General features: G+C 73.4%; 14 protein-coding genes. 10 read left to right on the top strand and 4 right to left on the bottom strand.

The genetic code is table 11. The features are described 5' to 3' along the window. Window positions 1-71 precede the first annotated feature (71 nt). Entirely contained in the window at window positions 72-1,376 is a 1,305-nt protein-coding gene (locus AC27IY_RS20750) for a hypothetical protein (RefSeq protein ID WP_487178896.1), read from the top strand. 52 nt (window positions 1,377-1,428) lie between these two features. Here the strand turns inward: AC27IY_RS20750 and AC27IY_RS20755 are convergent, their stop codons facing one another. Continuing rightward, window positions 1,429-3,786 (bottom strand): helicase-associated domain-containing protein, encoded by a 2,358-nt coding sequence (locus AC27IY_RS20755; protein ID WP_487178897.1) that lies wholly within the window; start codon window positions 3,784-3,786, stop codon window positions 1,429-1,431. A 45-nt stretch (window positions 3,787-3,831) separates the two neighbouring features. On the opposite strand from AC27IY_RS20755, the gene AC27IY_RS20760 reads away from it, so the two are divergent. Continuing rightward, a complete protein-coding gene (locus AC27IY_RS20760; protein WP_487178898.1) occupies window positions 3,832-4,701 on the top strand; it encodes a hypothetical protein in 870 nt (289 codons plus the stop codon). Window positions 4,702-4,710: 9 nt separating this feature from the next. Here AC27IY_RS20760 and AC27IY_RS20765 read toward each other — a convergent pair whose 3' ends face one another. Then, the gene (locus tag AC27IY_RS20765) at window positions 4,711-5,331 is read right to left on the bottom strand and encodes a TetR/AcrR family transcriptional regulator (RefSeq protein WP_423476823.1); all 621 of its coding nucleotides are present in this window, start codon (window positions 5,329-5,331) and stop codon (window positions 4,711-4,713) included. A gap of 173 nt (window positions 5,332-5,504) precedes the next feature. On the opposite strand from AC27IY_RS20765, the gene AC27IY_RS20770 reads away from it, so the two are divergent. Beyond that, window positions 5,505-6,122: an HAD family hydrolase gene (locus AC27IY_RS20770; RefSeq protein ID WP_487178899.1), complete on the top strand. Its 618-nt coding sequence runs from the start codon at window positions 5,505-5,507 to the stop codon at window positions 6,120-6,122. 90 nt (window positions 6,123-6,212) lie between these two features. After that, complete coding sequence (locus tag AC27IY_RS20775; RefSeq protein ID WP_344211609.1) at window positions 6,213-6,608, top strand: cold-shock protein; 396 nt, start codon at window positions 6,213-6,215, stop codon at window positions 6,606-6,608. Between the two features lie 15 nt (window positions 6,609-6,623). Here the strand turns inward: AC27IY_RS20775 and AC27IY_RS20780 are convergent, their stop codons facing one another. Further along, window positions 6,624-8,219, bottom strand: a complete 1,596-nt coding sequence (locus tag AC27IY_RS20780; protein ID WP_423452225.1) for an MFS transporter — start codon at window positions 8,217-8,219, stop codon at window positions 6,624-6,626. 126 nt (window positions 8,220-8,345) lie between these two features. Between AC27IY_RS20780 and AC27IY_RS20785 the strand changes: the two genes are divergently transcribed. Next, a complete protein-coding gene (locus AC27IY_RS20785) occupies window positions 8,346-9,194 on the top strand; it encodes a DUF3027 domain-containing protein (RefSeq protein WP_364455727.1) in 849 nt (282 codons plus the stop codon). Window positions 9,195-9,295: 101 nt separating this feature from the next. Further along, window positions 9,296-12,331 carry a sacsin N-terminal ATP-binding-like domain-containing protein gene (locus tag AC27IY_RS20790; RefSeq protein WP_487178900.1) on the top strand — a complete coding sequence of 1,012 codons (3,036 nt, stop codon included), beginning with the start codon at window positions 9,296-9,298 and terminating at the stop codon, window positions 12,329-12,331. Between the two features lie 39 nt (window positions 12,332-12,370). Here the strand turns inward: AC27IY_RS20790 and AC27IY_RS20795 are convergent, their stop codons facing one another. Then, on the bottom strand, window positions 12,371-12,580 hold the full coding sequence (locus AC27IY_RS20795; protein WP_344211601.1) for a DUF2530 domain-containing protein: 210 nt from the start codon (window positions 12,578-12,580) through the stop codon (window positions 12,371-12,373). Between the two features lie 84 nt (window positions 12,581-12,664). On the opposite strand from AC27IY_RS20795, the gene AC27IY_RS20800 reads away from it, so the two are divergent. The 4 genes from AC27IY_RS20800 to thpR all read left to right on the top strand — a co-directional run bounded on the left by AC27IY_RS20800 (window position 12,665) and on the right by thpR (window position 16,543). Beyond that, window positions 12,665-14,119 (top strand): NCS2 family permease, encoded by a 1,455-nt coding sequence (locus tag AC27IY_RS20800; RefSeq protein ID WP_487178901.1) that lies wholly within the window; start codon window positions 12,665-12,667, stop codon window positions 14,117-14,119. A 127-nt stretch (window positions 14,120-14,246) separates the two neighbouring features. Beyond that, entirely contained in the window at window positions 14,247-14,699 is a 453-nt protein-coding gene (locus tag AC27IY_RS20805) for a MarR family winged helix-turn-helix transcriptional regulator (RefSeq protein ID WP_329589302.1), read from the top strand. A gap of 23 nt (window positions 14,700-14,722) precedes the next feature. After that, window positions 14,723-15,946: an MFS transporter gene (locus AC27IY_RS20810; RefSeq protein WP_344211596.1), complete on the top strand. Its 1,224-nt coding sequence runs from the start codon at window positions 14,723-14,725 to the stop codon at window positions 15,944-15,946. A gap of 39 nt (window positions 15,947-15,985) precedes the next feature. Further along, window positions 15,986-16,543, top strand: coding sequence for an RNA 2',3'-cyclic phosphodiesterase (gene thpR / locus AC27IY_RS20815; RefSeq protein ID WP_344211594.1), 558 nt, complete (start codon window positions 15,986-15,988; stop codon window positions 16,541-16,543). Window positions 16,544-16,582 lie beyond the last annotated feature (39 nt).

A 16,582-nucleotide genomic window follows, 5' to 3' on the forward strand; every position in this document is an offset into this window, starting at 1 on the left:
AGTTTCGTGTCCAGCTCCGAGGTGACTTCGTGACCGACACGCCTCAACCAGGCGAGCTCGACCTTGATCACTTGACGTTCACGCGGCGCCGCCCGCCGCCGGACGTCCGGCCCATCCCCGGGGAGCTCGCCCGGCGGGAGGCCGACGCCCTGCTGCGCTCCTACCTGGAGCCGCCCTGCTTCCCCGAGGCCGTCCGCAGGCTCTCCGCCCGCCATCTGCTCGTGCTCGTGGGCGAGGAGGAGATCGGCAAACGGCTGGGCGGGCTCGCCCTGCTGTCGCGCATGTCGCTGGCCGAGAGCACGATCACCGTCCTGTCGCCGGCCAGCACGGTCGCCGAGCTGATCGGCGGGACCGAGTACGCGCCGGGGCGGGCGTACCTGCTGCACGACTGGATCGCCGTCGGCACCGACCCGGCCGCGCTGTCCGTCCTGGCGCGCGAGCTGGCCGAGCTCGGCTCCTACCTCGTCATCACCCGCGACGGCGCGCCCTCGCGGGCCGTGGAGGTCGAGCAGCCCTGGGCCGCGCCCGACCCACGGGAGCTGTTCGACCTGTGCCTCAGCACGTACGACCTGCGCGCCGGCCTGGCGCCCGACACGCTCGTCAAGGCCCGGCACCGGGCGGCCGAGCTGCCCACGCCCGCCCACGTCGTCCGGCTGGCCGCCGGGCTCGCGCCGGACGGGGCGCGGGCGGGCGCGGCGCGGGCGGCCGAGGAGGTCGCCGCCTGGTTCGACACCAAGCCGGCCATGCGGGAGGTGCTGGCCGCGGCGGCGCTGGCGTTCACCGGGCCGCTGCCCGAGGATGCCTTCGAGGCGCGGCTCGCCCGGCTCGACCCGATCTGGCAGGCGCACGAGAGCGGCCCGCCCGAGCCTCCCCAGCCGCACCCGCTCATCAGCCGCGCCGTCGGTCAGGCAGACTTCCCGACGCCGGAGCACCGCGGGCCGGTGCTGGCCGAACTGGCCGCCCGGTACGGGTTCTGGCTCTGGCAGCCGCTGCGCGCCTGGGTCAGGTTGCTGACCGATGAGGATCCCGAGGTGCGCACGCGGGCCGCCGAGGGTGTGGCGGCGCTGGCCGCGTACGCGCTCAAGGAGGCGAGGGCCGAGTTCCTGGAGGTGTGGGCGGCGGGCACGGCGGGGGAGCGGCTGGCGGCGGCGGAGGCGCTGTCGTCCATGTGCGCCGGCGACACCCTCGCCCCCGAGGCGCTCCGGCTGGCGCTGGAGTGGGCGGCCGACCCCGCCCGCGCCACGACGGCCGCCGTGGCCCTGGGCGGCGACCTGGCGCTGCGCTACCCGGCCGACTGTGAGCGGGCCCTGCGGCGGCTGGCCGACGGCGACGGACCGGCCGCGGCGGTGGCCAGGCGGATGACGCAGGACGCCTAAGGCTCAGCGACGGACCGGCCGTTGCCGTGGCCAGGCGGATGACGCCGGGCGGCTAGACCCCCGCCACCCCGGTGATGCGGTGCAGCGCGAAGCGGTGGACGGCGGCCCTGGTCTCGTCGTACGCGGTCAGGTAGCCGCCCTCCATCCTCGCCGGCTCAAGGATGCGCGAGGTCGCGTTGCCCTGCGAGTCGAGATAGCCGATCCACACCCGTACGCCCTGCTTGATGGCGTCCTGGAGGGCTGAGATCGTGGCCGTCGCGGGGCCGCGCGGGATCTGGCCGTCGGGGGCGTCCGCGGGCTCGCGCCGGGCGAGATGCGCCGCGTCGCCCGCGCGCAGCGCCCGTACGGCCGCCGCCGCCACATGGGGGTCGATGCCGTTCGCCGGGGCCACCGCGCGCACCGGCGGCGCCGCCTCGGTGCGCCTGCTGTCGAGCTGCGAGATGATCACGTCGCCGTCGAGCGACTCGGCGACCGGGGAGTAGCCCATGGCCCGCAGCGAGTCGACCAGCGCCGCGCGCGAGGAACGGGAGGCGATGACCGTCGGGGCGAGCCTGCGCAGCCGCAGCGCGGCCGAGCGCCGGTCGGCGGTGATCTGGTCGAGCAGCGCCGGGTCGTCGCAGCGGACGTACGCGCTCGCCGTGCCCACCCGGATCCGCCCGTGCCGCCGCGCCACGTCGCCCACCAGGTAGGACAGCGCCTGCGGCATCGGCGTGGCCGAGTGGCGGGCCAGCATCGCCAGCAGCTCCTCGCCGCCGTGGCCCGCGTCGAGCGCCCGCCGGATCGACTGCTCGCTGAAGCGGTAGACGGTCGCCCCGCCCTTCGACTCGACGTCGGCGGTCAGCGTCATCCACCGGTTGAGCTCGCTGGTCAGCGGGCCCGGCGCGACCGCGGTCAGGTCGGCCTGCAGCAGCACGTGATCGACCGGCTCGGGCAGCAGCGGCGCCAGCGCGGCCGCCGCCGCCCCGGTGTCGCCGCCCTCCAGCAGCGCCCGCCCGTGCCCGGACAGCGCGCCCAGGCCGGTCACGCCGATCTGCTCGGCCTCGCGCAGGGCGAACTCGGTCAGCTGCTCGCGCAGCGGCCCCCGGCGGCGCGGCTGCTCCCACGCCAGACGTTCCAGCACCGCGTCGCGGGACGGCGCGCGGCCCGGCGCCGCCGCCAGCACGCTCAGCGTCGCCGCCCGCACCCCGGGCGCGGCCGCGCGGCGCAGGTCGGCGTGCAGGGCGTTGAGCGGGCGGTCGCGCTCGTCCCGTTCGCCCACCAGGCCCGGGACACGGTCCATGTGCAGCCAGCTCGTGGCCAGCGTCACCCAGCGGTCGGCGGTGCCCCTGACCCGCCACAGGTCGTAGGCGGGGGTCGGCAGCCACTCGCCGTCCACGCCGCCGCCGGCCGCGATCAGCCCGGCCGCGTGCGCCACCTCGACGACCAGCGCCGTCACCCACTCCGGCAGGTCCAGGTCGGCCGCCGTGCGCTTCAGGTCGCGTACGCCGAGGCCGCCCGTGCGCAGCACGCCCGGCGGCTCGATGCTCCACCGCTCGCACAGCTCCTCGGCCGCGCGGACGAACATGAACGCCTGCCCGGCCGCCGTACGGTCGGCCAGCTCCCGATCGCGCTCGGGGCCCTCCAGCGGCGGCGGCTCCGCGGGCAGGCCGCGGTGCACCCGGCCGCCGCGCAGATGCAGGCCCACCTCGCGGGGCAGCGTCACGCTCTCCTCGCCGGTCGCCGCGAGCAGGCCGCGGGCCAGCAGCTCCTCGATGGGGGAACGGGCGGTCGCGACGCGCACCTCGCGCCGGGCGTTGGGCACCCGGCCGGTCGGCGGGCCCCAGGCGAGCTGGTCGAGCGCGGCCCGCGCCTCAGCCGACACGGACGCGACCAGCGCGGCGGGGTCGGCGAGCGCCGCGGCCAGGCGTTCCTTGCCGGTGCCCGCGGTGCCGGGGACGATGTCGTCGGCCATCTCGTCGAGCTGCTCGGGCGGGTGGTGCCGGAACGCCTCCACCGCGCGCGGGCCCAGGCCGGCCGGGTCCTCCAGCACCTTGCGTACGCCGGGGCCGAGGTCGAGGGCGTCGTCGGGGCCGTAGACGAGGGCGAGGTCGCGCAGCCGGTCGAGCGCCGCCGACAACGCCGGCTCGGCGGCCGGAGGGTCGCTGCGCGCGGACGGGGGCAGGGCCGCGGCGATGAGGGCGCTCAGGCGCTCCTTCGGCGTCGGGCCGTCCTGGACCGCCAGCGTCTCGACGACGGCCAGCGTGAACCGGTCGAGCCGGTCGAGCGCCCTGCCGATCGCCGACGGGCTGGCCGCGCGGGACGCCAGACCCTCCAGGTGCGCGGGCACCGGAGTGATCAGCTCGGGACGCGACGAGACGAGCGCCCGCAACTGGTCGTCGGTGCGTCCCCTGATCCACTCCGTGAACTCCATCGTTGCCATGGTATGTCCCCCCTGATTGGGGCAGCATGGCTAGACGTGAGAGAGCGTGCCGATCAGCTCGTGCTGAACTACGTCTCCAGGGCCGCCGACGCGGCCCACGGCGTGTTGCGCTCCGAGCAGCGGCTGGACTTCGCCAGGCGGCTGCGCGCCCGGATCGAGGCCGAGGTGGGCGGCAGCGAGAACCCGCGCGCGGTGGCGAAGGTGCTGGACCGGTTCGGCGACCCGGCGGCGCTCGTCGAACGCGAGGCCCACCGCCTCGCCACCACCGAAACCGCCACTGGCCCCGGTCCCGGCTCGGGCCCCGCCACCGACACTGGCTTGGCCAGCGGCCCTGCTGCCACCGGCGCCCCCGGCACCGGCCTCGGGCCGGGCGGGACGCGGCGGTTTCCCGCCATCCGCGATGACACCCTGCACGCCCCCCACAGGGCCGGGCAGCAGCGGGGGAGCCGTTCGACCGGTCTGGGGCTGCCGTTCGCGGGGCTGCGCAGGGTCGCGATGTCCACCGCCAACCCCATGACCACCGGCGGCAGGGATGCGCGGACCGTGGTCAAGGAGCACCCGCGCGAGATCGGCGCCCTGGTGATCCTGGTGGCGGCCGCGCTGCTGGTGCCGTTCGGGCTGCCGTCGCTGGCGATCTTCCCGGTCCCCCTGGTGGTGTGGGCGGCCGGCACGGCGGTCGTGCTGCTGAGCGAGAGCTGGGAGGCCCGCGACCGCTTCCTGGGCGCGGGCGCGCCGCTGCTCGGGTACGCGGTCGGCGGCGTGCTCGTCGGCGGCCTGCGGGTCGGCGCCGAGCCGGGTTTCGACACGTTCATGACCGAGTTCTGGGCCGTGAGCGGCACCATGTTCATGATCGGCACCGGGCTGGGCGTGGTCTGGCTGGCCTACCGCCTGCTCGACCTCACCTGATCACCGACCTCAGCTGACCACCGGCGCCGGGCTCGGCAGCAGCCCGACGGCGAGCCGCACCCAGGCCGTCACGAACTGCTCCTTGTCCGCGTGCCCCGCCAGCTCGCCCACCGTCTCCTGGAAGAGCCGGTAATGCACGACGGCGCCGCCGAGCACGGTCGCGATGCCCGACCAGTCGATCTCGACGTCGCGGTATTCGGGCTGCGCGCGGAACCAGGTGACGATCGCGTCGAACATGGGCTGCAGCAGCCCGTCCCGTACGACGGCGACCAGCTCCGGGAACTGGCTGAGGTCGCGGAAGAAGACGCGGGTCAGCTCCGACTCCTCGCGCACCTTGGCGAGCCCCGCCCGGCAGACGAGCGACAGCCGCTCCTCCAGGTCGGCCGAGGACTCCATGGCGTCCAGCTCGGCCAGGCTGCCGGCCACCTGGCTACGGGTACGGGCGGCGTGCTCGTTGATGGCGGCGGCGAGCACCTCGTACTTGGACTTGAAGTGCCTGTAGAGCCCTCCGGCGCCGGGAGACAGCCCTGAGGCGGCCTCGATCTCGGCCACGGAAGTGGCGGAGTAGCCCCGCTCGGCGAACAGCCGCAGGGACTCATCGATGATCCGCTCACGGGTGGATCTGCTCATGTCTATCCTGATACCTCCGTAAGGAGAGTAGTCGTTACGGAGCGGCGCGCCGGACCGGGCTCGCCAGGACCGAGCCCTCCCCCTCGATAAGTAATTCCTTTCTGGCCATTCCACCATCCCACAACAAGGGCGGTTACCGGAGGCCGCGTGGCCTTTGGCATCCTGCACGGGTGATGACATCGGTAGGTTTCGACCTTGACATGACATTGGCGGATACGCGAGTGGGGATAGCGGCCGCGATGGACGAGCTGTCGGCGCGTTTGGGGGTGCCGATCGACAGCGCGGCCGTGGTGCGGCGGCTCGGGCCGCCTTTGGAGATGGAGTTGGCCAACTGGATGCCCGTCGAGCAGGTCCCGGCGGCGGCCGACCTGTATCGGGAGATATATCCGGATATAGGGGTTCCCGCACACACGGCCATGGACGGCGCCCACGACGCCATCGCCGCCGTACGCGCCGCCGGCGGCCGGGTCATCGTGGTGACGGGCAAGAACCCGCGCGACGCCGTCGGCACCGTCGAGAAGCTGGGGCTGGTCGTGGACGAAGTGGTCGGCTCGCTGTTCGGCGCGGGCAAAGGATCGGCACTCGCGAGGTTCGGCGCCGCCGCCTATGTTGGTGACCATGTCGCGGACATCGATGCGGCCCGCGCGGGAGGCGCCGTGAGCGTCGCCGTCGCCACGGGGCCGTACACAGCGGAGGAGCTGCGCGAGCACGGCGCGGATGTGGCTCTTCCCGACCTCACCGAATTCGCCGGTTGGTACGCCCGCTGGTGCCGCCGCGATGAAGTCCGGTAATTCATCGGCATTTACCCGGTCGCTCCGCCGCCCTTCGGGGCATAACCTACATCCATCCAGCCTTTTCGACTGTTTGAACGAGGTCCTCCTGTGCCGAGTGGCAAGGTCAAGTGGTACGACGCCGACAAGGGATTCGGCTTCCTCACCCGTGACGACGGCGGTGAGGTCTTCGTGCATTCCTCCGCGCTGCCTCCTGGCACCGGCCCGCTGAAGCCAGGCCAGAAGGTCGAGTTCGGCGTCGCCGAGGGCCGCCGCGGCCAGCAGGCGCTGTCGGTGCGGATCCTGGAGCAGCCGCCCACCCTGGCCAAGCCCAAGCCGAAGGGCAAGCGGAAGAAGCCCGACGAGATGGTCGTCATCGTCGAGGACCTCATCAAGCTGCTCGACGAGGTCTCGGGCACCTACCGGCGGGGCAAGCACCCCGAGACCGCGCACGCCAAGAAGATCGCCCAGGTGCTGCGCGCCCTCGCCGACGACCTCGACGCCTAGCGGCACTCCGGCCGCTCAGCCGAACGGGTTGGTCAGCGGTTTGGTGGAGTCGAGCGTGTCCCCGCGCCTGGGGTCACGCTCGGCGGGCGCGGGTGCGGGCGCGGGCCACTCGGCGGTCGGCGCGGACGCGGCAGCGTCGTAGCCGTCGGCAGCGTCGTAGCCGGCGTCCGGGTCGTGCAGGCCGTGTTTCCTGGCCGCCTCGGCCCTGGCGGCGCGCACCCGCCGTACGCGGGCGAACACCAGCCACCCGAGCGCGGCGGCCAGCGCCACCGCCAGCCCCACCAGCCCGGTGGAGGCGTCGCGGGCCAGTGACAGCACCAGCCCGACCAGCCCGCCGAACACCCACGCGAGCTGCAGCACCGCCTCGACCACCCCGAACGTGGACGAGCGCACCTCCTCGCCGATCTCGCGCTGCACGATCGCGTCCAGCGCGAGCTTGCCCAGCTCCTGCGCGAACGCGGTGACCAGCGAGATCGCCAGCGCCGCCCAGACGCCGAACAGCAGCGCCGTCACGACGGCGGTCACGAGGGTCAGGGCCAGCGTGGCCGGCACGATGAGCTGCGGCGCGTGGTTGCGGGTCCAGTTGGCCACGGCCGCGCCAGCCAGGCCGCCGAGCCCGGCCGCGCCGGCCAGCAGCGCGATCGTCCGCGGCACGTCGAAGAACGGGTCCCGGCCCGCCAGCCACGGCACCGCGTGGTCCTGCACCAGGAACAGCAGGAAGAACAGCAGGAAACCGGAGAAGACGCGGATGGCGACGTTGGCCCAGACCGCCTCGGCGACCGCCGGGCCCACCTTCAGCAGCGTCCGCCAGCGGTGCCTGGAACCCTCCTCCTCCAGGTCGGGGGAGTCGATGTGGCGCGGCAGGCGTACCGCGACGACCCCGAGCGCCAGGAAGGCCAGCATGGCCACGCGCAGCACCACGGCGCTGCCCAGCCACGCGGTCAGCCCCGCGCCGATCGGCACCGCCACGCCGGCCGCGACCAGAGTGAACAGCGCCACCCTCGCGTTCGCCGACACCAGCGTGATGTCGGCGGGCAGCACGTTCGGCATGATGGCCGCCCGCGACACGTTGTACGCCTTCGACAGCACCAGCACGCCGAGCGCCCCGATGAACAGCGTCGGCAGGTCCCCGGGACCGACGGCGGCCGCCATCGCGAAGCAGAGCAGGCCCCGCCCGAACAGCGTGCCCGCCATCACGTAGCGGCGGCCGGACCTGAACCGGTCGAGAATCGGCCCGACGAACGGCGCCAGCAGCGCGAACGGCAACATCGTGATGACGAGGTAGAGCGCCACCGAGCCGCGGGCCTCGCCGACCGGCACCCCGAAGAAGACCGTGCTGGCCAGCGCCACCGTCACCAGGGCGTCTCCGGCGCTGTTGCCCGCCGACAGCTCGATCAGCCGGCCGAGGCCGGTGCGGCCCGCGCCGCCCGCGTACGTCAGCCGCCGCGTGGCCCTGCCGACCGACTTCACGCCGTTGGCGGTGGCCCGGCCCGCCCTGGCCGTGCCCCCGGCGGTGGCCCGGCCGGCCCGTCCGGCGGCACGACCGGCGTCGGCGACGCCGCGCCCCATGCGCCGCGCGGCCTCGCGTGCCCGGTCCCAGCCTGCGTCCACGCCTACCAGTCTTACCCGATTCGGGCGAAGAGTCGGCGGACGATGCGCCGTTCCCGGCCCGTCCAGGTCCCGTGATGGGTGAGAATGAAGTGTGAGCGAACAGCACCTTTCGCCGGAGGCGGCCCGATGAGCCGCACAAGGGCCCGTGTCCCCGCTCCCGACCAGGCGTGTGCCGAGGCGGTCGAGCTGGCACGCGCCGCGGCCGAGGAGCTCGCGCGGCCGGGCGAGCCCGGGGAGCACCTCGGCTTCGAGAGCGAGGGCGACCGCATCGTCACCCACTACTTCGCCTGCCTCGACCGCGCCTACCGCGGCTGGCGCTGGGCGGTCACGGTCACGCGCGCCTCGCGGGCGAAGAAGGTGACGGTCAGCGAGGCGGTGCTGCTGCCGGGCACGGGCGCGCTGCTCGCGCCCGAGTGGCTGCCGTGGAGCGAGCGGCTGCGCCCCGGCGACCTGGGTGTGGGCGACCTGCTGCCGGCCGCCGAGGACGACGACCGGCTGGCGCCGGGTTTCACCGAGGTCGACGACGACGCCGACCATCAGGCGCTTTTCGAGTACGGCCTGGGCCGGGCCCGTGTGCTCTCGGCCATCGGCAAGGACCGGGCTGCCAGGCGCTGGCACTCCGGCGAGCACGGGCCGCATACACCGATCGCACACGCCGCTCCCGCGCAGTGCTCCACCTGCGGCTTCTACTGGCTGCTCGCGGGTGGGCTGCGGCAGATGTTCGGGGTCTGCACTAACGAGTTCACCCCCGACGACGGCAAGGTGGTCTCCGCCGACCACGGGTGCGGCGCCCATTCCGAGGCCGCCGTGCTGCCGCCGCCGGTGGAGCAGGCCATCCCGATCCTCGACGACCTCGGCTACGACCTGATGGAGGAGGAGCCGGGGGCCGCCGCCGGCTTCGCCGAGGAGCCGGGCTCGGCCGAGGAGCCGGGTTCCGTCGACGAGTCGGGGTCGGAGGAGCTCGGTCATTCCTGATCGAGGTGTCAGGCTGGGGGCAGAGCGATAACCGGGTTTCCTGTCGCCGGTGGCCGCTAACCTACCCTGGCCCACCCTCAACTTCATCAGGATCGTGATCGATGACCGACACCTTTGGCTGTGACCGGATGCGGGCCGCCGTCCTCGCCGCGTGGACTGCCTCGCCCGCCAGGTTCCGCGAGGACGCCAACGCCGAGGAGGATTTCGCGCTCGGCGGCTACCGCGACCGGCTGATCGTCGAGCTCGCGCAGAACGCCGCCGACGCGGCCCTGCGCGCGGGCGTGCCAGGGGTGCTGCGGCTGACGTTGCGGGGCGACGTGCTGACCGCGGCCAACACCGGCGCGCCGCTCGACGCGACCGGCGTGCAGAGCCTTTCCACGTTGCGGGCCTCCGGCAAGCGCGACGAGGCGGGCGCGGCCGGGCGTTTCGGCGTCGGGTTCGCCGCGGTGGTCTCGGTGACCGACGCGCCGTCCATCGGCTCGCGCGGCTCCGAGGCGGTGCGCTGGTCGCGCACCGACACCGCGGCGCTGGTCGCGGAGATCCCCGCGCTGGCCGGCGAGCTGGCTGACCGGTCGGGGCACGTGCCGCTGCTGCGGCTGCCGTTCGACGAGCCGCCCCTGGTCGACATCCCGGAGGGCTTCGACACGCTCGTACGCCTGCCGCTGCGCGACGCGGCCACGGTCGAGGCGGTGCGGCGGATGCTGGCCGAGACCAGCCCGGCGCTGCCGCTCGGCCTGCCCGCGCTGGAGCTCATCGAGATCGACGTCGACGGCGAGACGCGCAGGGTCGTCGCCGACGGCTGGCACGTGGTCTCCGACTCCGGGGAGTTCACGCCCGAGCAGGTGGCCGCACTGTTCGCGGACCGGCCCACCGAGGAGCGGTCCCGCCCCTTCTGGTCGTTGCGCTGGGCGGTGCCCGTCACCGGCACCGGCGAGCCGGGGCCGCTGCCCGCGAGCGTGCCGCCCGTGGTGCACGCGCCCACGCCGAGCGACGAGCCGCTCGACCTGCCCGCGCTGCTGATCGCCTCGTTCCCGATGGCCACCGACCGGCGGCACGTCGCCAAGGGGCCGCTGGCCGACTTCCTCGTCGGGAAGGCGGCCGACGCCTACGTCCGGCTGCTGCGCGAGCTGCCCCGCACGTCCAAGCTGCTCGACCTGGTGCCCGCGTTCATGGGCAAGGGCGAGCTGGACGCCAGGATCCGGCGGGCCGTGCTGGACCGGCTGCCGGGCACGCCCCTGCTGCCCGCCCTGTCCGCGCCCGCGCCTGCCGTGCAGACGCCGTCGTTCGCCGACGCCGAGGTCTACGAGCCCGACGCCGCCTGGCAGGTCGAGCAGCCCGCGCCCGAGCCGGAGGCGGGCGGCTGGGTGGTGAGCGGCCGCGAGGCGGCCGTGCTGGCCGCCGGGTCGGCCGAGCTGCTGGCCACGGTCGCCGCTTTCGTGCCCGGCCTGCTGCCGGCCGGCTGGCCGCCGCGCCATCCGGCGATGACCGCGCTCGGCGTGCGCCGGGTCGAGCTGGCCGACGTGGTCGACCTGCTGTCGGGCGAGGCCGTGGAGGGGCGCGAGCCGTCCTGGTGGCGTTCGCTGTACGAGGTGCTGCCCGCCGACGACCCCGAGTCGCTGGGCGCGCTGCCGGTGCCGCTCGCCGACGGGCGCGTGGTGCGCGGGCCGCGCGGCACGCTCATCCTGTCCGACGGCGGGGCCGAGCTCGACCTGACGCCGCTCGGGCTGCGCATCGTGCACCCGGAGGCGGCCCACCCGGCGCTGCTGCGGCTGGGGGCGGCCGAGGCCACGCCGCGTACGGTCCTGGAGGACCCGCTCACCAAGGCCGCGGTGGCGCAGTCGCTCGACAGCCCCGAGCCCGAGCCGGTGGCGCGGGCCGTGCTCTCGCTCGTCCAGGCCGCCGGGCTGGCGCCGGGCGAGGCGCCCTGGCTGGCCGAGCTGGCCCTGCCGGCCGCCGACGGCGAGCTCTACCCGGCCGGTGAGCTCATGCTGGCCGACGGCGCGCTGGCCGGCGTGCTGGAGCCCGGCGGCCACCTGGGCATCGCCTCGACGGCGCTGGAGGAGACGTACGGCTCGCGGGTGCTGGCCGCGGCGGGCGTGCTCGACGGGTTCGCGGTCGTCCACGACGAGGACGTCCTGCTCGATCCCGACGAGTGTGACCACGACCTCGACGGCGAGGTCGAATGGCTCGACCACGTGCTCGACCTGCTGCCCGAGCTGGACGTGCCGCCGCTGATCCCCGAGTTCACGGCCGTACGCGACCTGGAGCTGGTGGCCGACTGGCCGGCGGCGCTGGCGCTGCTGTCCAGGCCGCCGCTGCGGGCCGCGCTCCACCCGCTGCGGATCGCGGGCGTCGAGGTGCCGTCCTACACCGCGTGGTGGCTGGCCCGCCATCCGGTGCTCGACGGGCGCAAGCCGCTGGAGCTGCGCCTGCCCGGCGCGGACCCGCTGCTGCAGGGCCTCTACGCCGACGCACCCGCCGGGCTCGACGAGGGGGCGCTGTCGATGATCGGCGTCCGCACCACGCTGGCCGAGCTGCTGGCCTCGCACGGCGGCCCCGAGGAGCTGCTCGACCTCATGGCCGACGAGTCCGTCGAGGTCGACCGGGCCCAGTTGCGCGCGCTGTGGGTGGCGCTGGCCGGCGTCGATCCCGAGCGGGTGGCGCCGCCGTCGCGGGTGCGGGCGGTGCTGCGCGGGTCGATCGTGGTGGCGGCGGCCGAGGACGCCGTGGTCGTGGAGGCGCCCGACCTGCTGCAGCTCGTCGCCGACCGGCCGCTGGTGCTGGCCCCTTACGACCTGGCCGAGTCGCTGTCGGAGCTGCTCGACCTGCCGCTGGCGGGCGAGCTGACGACCGGTGAGGTGACCTCGGCGGGCGAGGTGCGCGAGGTGCCGGCCGAGGTGCGCTCGCTGCTGCCCGCGGCTCCCGGCACGTACGTCGAGCACGAGAAGCTGCTGGTCGACGGCGTGGAGTGCGCGTGGCGCTACTTCGAGGGCGCCGTGCACTGCACGGGGGTCGACGGGCTGGCCCGGGGGCTCGCCTGGGCGACGGGGCAGTGGGGCGACCGGCTCGCGGTGGCCGCGCTGCTGCGCGATCCCGATGCGGTGCCGCTGCTGCTGGCCGAGGCCGACCTGTCATAGCCGCGTCTCAGGGGTCCGCTTGACGGCGGGCCCCTGAGGCTAGTTGTCGCGGGGGCGGCGGACCATCCACATCCCGAGGAAGCCGAACGCCACCCCCGTGACGCAGGTCCAGATCCACCACTCGTTCCCGGGTGCGGGACGGAAGATCAACAGGACGACCAGGGCGACGGCCCAGAGGGCCGTGCCGACGCCGACGGCGGCGACGTCGTTGGTCTTGATCGGCTCTGGGTCGGGGTGCCACTGCTTCACGTGGTTCAGCCTAGCTTCCAATAGTGTCTCGATCGTATTACTGACACTTTCCGCAGGTCATCCCATACTGTCACCCTTCGCGTCGTGAGCGACACAAAGAACACTGAACCCCGATCCGCACTGGACCGCTTCTTCGCGATCACCGCGCGAGGATCGACCGTCTCCCGGGAAGTCCGGGGCGGTCTGGCCACCTTCTTCACGATGGCGTACATCGTGGTGCTGAACCCGTTGATCATCGCCACCGGTAAGGACATCGACGGCGAGTACATCGGCGACGGCAGCGCGCCCAACATCGCGCTGGTGGCCGCCGGCACCGCCTTCGTGGCCGGCGTGATGACGATCCTCATGGGCGTCATCGGCAAGGTGCCCTTCGCGATGGCGGCCGGGCTCGGGCTCAACGCCTTCGTGACCTTCAACATCGCGACGGTGATGAGCTGGGAAGAGGCCATGGGCCTGGTCTTCCTGGAAGGCGTCATCATCGCGATCCTGGTGCTGACGGGGCTGCGCACCGCGGTCTTCCACGCCATCCCCGCCCAGCTCAAGACCGCCATCAGCGTGGGCATCGGCCTGTTCATCGCGCTGATCGGCTTCGTGGACGCCGGCTTCGTGCGCAAGGCCCAGGGCACGCCCCTGGAGCTGGGCATCGCCGGCAACCTCACCTCGTGGCCGATCTTCGTCTTCATCGTGGGCCTGCTCGCCACCGCCGCGATGGTGGCGCGCAAGGTGAAGGGCGCCATCCTCATCGGCATCGTCGGCACCACGGTCCTCGCCATCGTCGTCGAGGCGCTCACCAAGGCCGGCAATTTCTCGGCCGAGAACCCCGGCGGCTGGCAGCTCAACCGGCCCACCGTCCCCGAGCAGATCTTCGGCTTCCACAACCCGCTGACGCTGTTCGCCGAGTTCGACCCGATCGGCGGCTTCCAGCGGGTGACGATCCTGCTGGCCGTATTGTTCGTCTTCACCCTGCTCATCACCGACTTCTTCGACACCATGGGCACGGTCGTGGGCGTCGGCCGGCAGGCGGGGCTGGTGCAGGAGGACGGCATGCTGCCGCGTACCAAGCAGATCCTGCTCGTCGACTCGATCGGCGCGGCGGCGGGCGGCGCGGGCTCCGTCTCCTCCAACACGACCTACATCGAGTCGGCGGCCGGCGTCGGCGAGGGCGCCCGCACCGGCCTGGCCAGCGTGGTGACCGGGGCGCTGTTCCTGGTGGCCATCTTCTTCGCGCCGCTCGTGACGGTGGTGCCGTACGAGGCCGCCGCGCCCGCGCTGGTCGTCGTGGGCTTCCTCATGATGACCGCGATCCGCGACATCGACTGGAACGACTACGAGATGGCCATCCCGGCGTTCCTCACGATCGTCATCATGCCGTTCACCTACTCGGTCTCCAACGGCATCGGCGCTGGCTTCATCAGCTACGTGCTGATCAAGGTGGTGCGCGGCAAGGCGCGTGAGGTGCACCCGCTGCTGTGGGGCACCGCGGTGCTGTTCGTGCTCTACTTCGCGATCGGTCCGATCCGGGCGCTGCTCGGCATCTGATCGCGCGTCACGCAGGCCCGGAGCCGCCCCGCACACGCGGGGCGGCTCCGGGGTATCAAGGGGTGAGACGCCTAAACGGTTGGGGAAATATCGTGGACTGCCCTATAGTTAGCAAAGGTAATGACTCATGCTAACCAACACCCCGCACAAGACAGGTCTGCGCGGCGACGCGGGTCTGGCTTCAGCCTTGCGCGTGTCGCTGACAAGGCTCAACCGACGACTCAGACGACAGGCGGCGGCGCACTCGCTGACGCCCACCCAGTTCGCGACGCTCGCCGCCGTGGAGCGGCACTCCGGGATTACGCCCGGAGAGCTGGCCGAGCTGGAGAAGGTGCAACCGCCCTCGATGACCCGCGTGATCGCCGGTCTAGAGGAGCGCGGACTGGTCGCCCGTGGCCCGCATCCGACCGACCGGCGCCAGGTGACCGTGACCGTGACCGAGGCCGCCCAGAAGCTGCTGAAGGAGGAACGCCGACGCAAGGACGCGTGGCTGACGCAGCGGCTGAAGGAGCTCTCCCCGGAGGAGAAGTCGATCCTCAGGCAGGCCGCGCCGATTCTGGAGAAGCTCAGCAGGATATAGAGCCTGAGCAACCCAGGACCGGGATGTTCCGGTCGCTCAGGATTCGCAACTACCGCATGTTCGCGGCCGGTGGCGCCGTCTCCAACGTCGGCACCTGGCTGCAGCGCACCGCCCAGGACTGGCTGGTGCTCGACCTGACCAACGGCAGCGCGGCGGCGCTCGGCACGGCGACCGCGCTGCAGTTCCTGCCGATGCTGCTGTTCGGCATGTTCGGCGGCGTGCTCGCCGACCGCTACCCGAAGCGCCCCATCCTCGTCGCGGCCCAGAGCCTCATGGCCATGCTGGCCCTCACCATCGGCGTGCTGACGATGACCGGCAGCGCCCAGGTGTGGCACGTGTACGTGATGGCGTTCCTGCTCGGCATGATCTCCTGCGTGGAGGTGCCGACCCGGCAGGCGTTCGTGGTCGAGATGGTCGGCCGCCGCGACCTGCCCAACGCGATCGCGCTCAACAGCTCCATCTTCAACCTGGCCCGCGTGGTCGGCCCGGCGCTCGCCGGCGTGCTGATCTACGTGCTCGGCGGCACCGGCCCCATCTTCCTGGTCAACGCGCTGACGTTCGGCGCGGTGATCTCCTCGCTGGTGTTCATGCGCGCCTCCGAGCTCAACCCGGCCGAGCCGGTGCCGAGGGCGAAGGGGCAGCTCCGCGAGGGCCTGCGCTACGTCGTACGGCGCGAGGAGCTGCTGCTGCCGGTGCTGCTCATCGGGTTCGTGTCGATGTTCTCGCAGTCGTTCTCGATGTCCATAGCGCTGATGGCGCGCGAGGTGTTCAAGGCGGGCGCGTCGTCGTTCGGCCTCGCCTCCAGCATGTTCGCGGTGGGCGCGCTGGGCGGCGCGCTGCTCGCGGCGCGGCGGGCGAAGCTGACGAACAAGGTGCTGTTCGCCGGGGCGATCGGGTTCGGGGCGTTCCAGATCCTCACGGCGCTGGCCCCGTTCTACCCGGTCTACCTGCTGCTGCTGGTGCCCACGGGCGTCGCGCTGATCACCGTCAACACGGCCGCCAACGCCAGCGTGCAGCTCGCCACGTCGGCCGAGATGCGCGGCCGGGTGATGGGCATCTACATGCTGGTCTTCACCGGCGGGGCCCCGCTCGGCGCGCCGCTGGTCGGCTGGCTGTCGGAGCTCGGCGGGCCGCGCCTCGGGGTGCTGCTGTCCGGCGTGCTGGTGCTGGCCGGGACCGGGCTCGCGGTCGTGGTGTCGCGGCTGATCAGCCGCAGGGTCTCCCGCCCCACCCTCGCGATGGCCTGACCCGTCCGCGCCCGCTCCGAGCGGGCACAATGTGTTGGCATGAGGCTCTTCGCGGCCCTGGTGCCGCCCGACGAGGTGCTGGACGAGATCGAACGCGCGATCGCGCCGCACGTCGGGCAGGTGCCGGGGCTGCGCTGGCCCGACCGGGCCACCTGGCACATCACGCTCGGCTTCTTCGGTGAGGTGCCCGAGCGGGCGCTGCCCGAGCTGGAGACCCGCCTGGCCCGCGCCGTGCGCCGGCATCATGCGCTCGACCTGGCCTTCGCCGGATTCGGTGCTTTCTCGTCCGCCCGCCGGGCCCGCGTCTTCTGGATCGGCGTCACCGGCGACTCCATGACCAGGCTCGCCGACTCCGTACGCGCCGGGGCCCGCCGCGCCGGGGCCACCGAGACCGACGCCAAACCCATGCACCCGCACCTCACGCTGGCCCGCGCCAGGACCGAGACCGACCTCCGCCCGCTGGTGGAGTCGCTGTCGGGGTTCAGCGGCTCGCCGTGGCGGGCGGAGACGGTGCGGCTGGTGCGCAGCCGTACCGGACCGCAGGTGAGGTACGAGTCACTCGCCGAATGGGCGCTCGCACCCGCCGAGCCGGGCTAGGCTCCAGGGCGTGGATCGCCCTCGTTCTTGGCTGCTGCC

The organism is Nonomuraea sp. B208 (assembly GCF_057536035.1).

Bases quoted from the DNA above. Each gene is read 5' to 3' on its own strand.
- AC27IY_RS20755 (WP_487178897.1), bottom strand. From the start codon at position 3,786: ATGGAGTTCACGGAGTGGATCAGGGGACGCACCGACGACCAGTTGCGG.
- AC27IY_RS20765 (WP_423476823.1), bottom strand. From the start codon at position 5,331: ATGAGCAGATCCACCCGTGAGCGGATCATCGATGAGTCCCTGCGGCTG.
- AC27IY_RS20770 (WP_487178899.1), top strand. From the start codon at position 5,505: ATGACATCGGTAGGTTTCGACCTTGACATGACATTGGCGGATACGCGA.
- AC27IY_RS20785 (WP_364455727.1), top strand. From the start codon at position 8,346: ATGAGCCGCACAAGGGCCCGTGTCCCCGCTCCCGACCAGGCGTGTGCC.
- AC27IY_RS20790 (WP_487178900.1), top strand. From the start codon at position 9,296: ATGACCGACACCTTTGGCTGTGACCGGATGCGGGCCGCCGTCCTCGCC.
- AC27IY_RS20805 (WP_329589302.1), top strand. From the start codon at position 14,247: ATGCTAACCAACACCCCGCACAAGACAGGTCTGCGCGGCGACGCGGGT.
- AC27IY_RS20810 (WP_344211596.1), top strand. From the start codon at position 14,723: ATGTTCCGGTCGCTCAGGATTCGCAACTACCGCATGTTCGCGGCCGGT.
- thpR (WP_344211594.1), top strand. From the start codon at position 15,986: ATGAGGCTCTTCGCGGCCCTGGTGCCGCCCGACGAGGTGCTGGACGAG.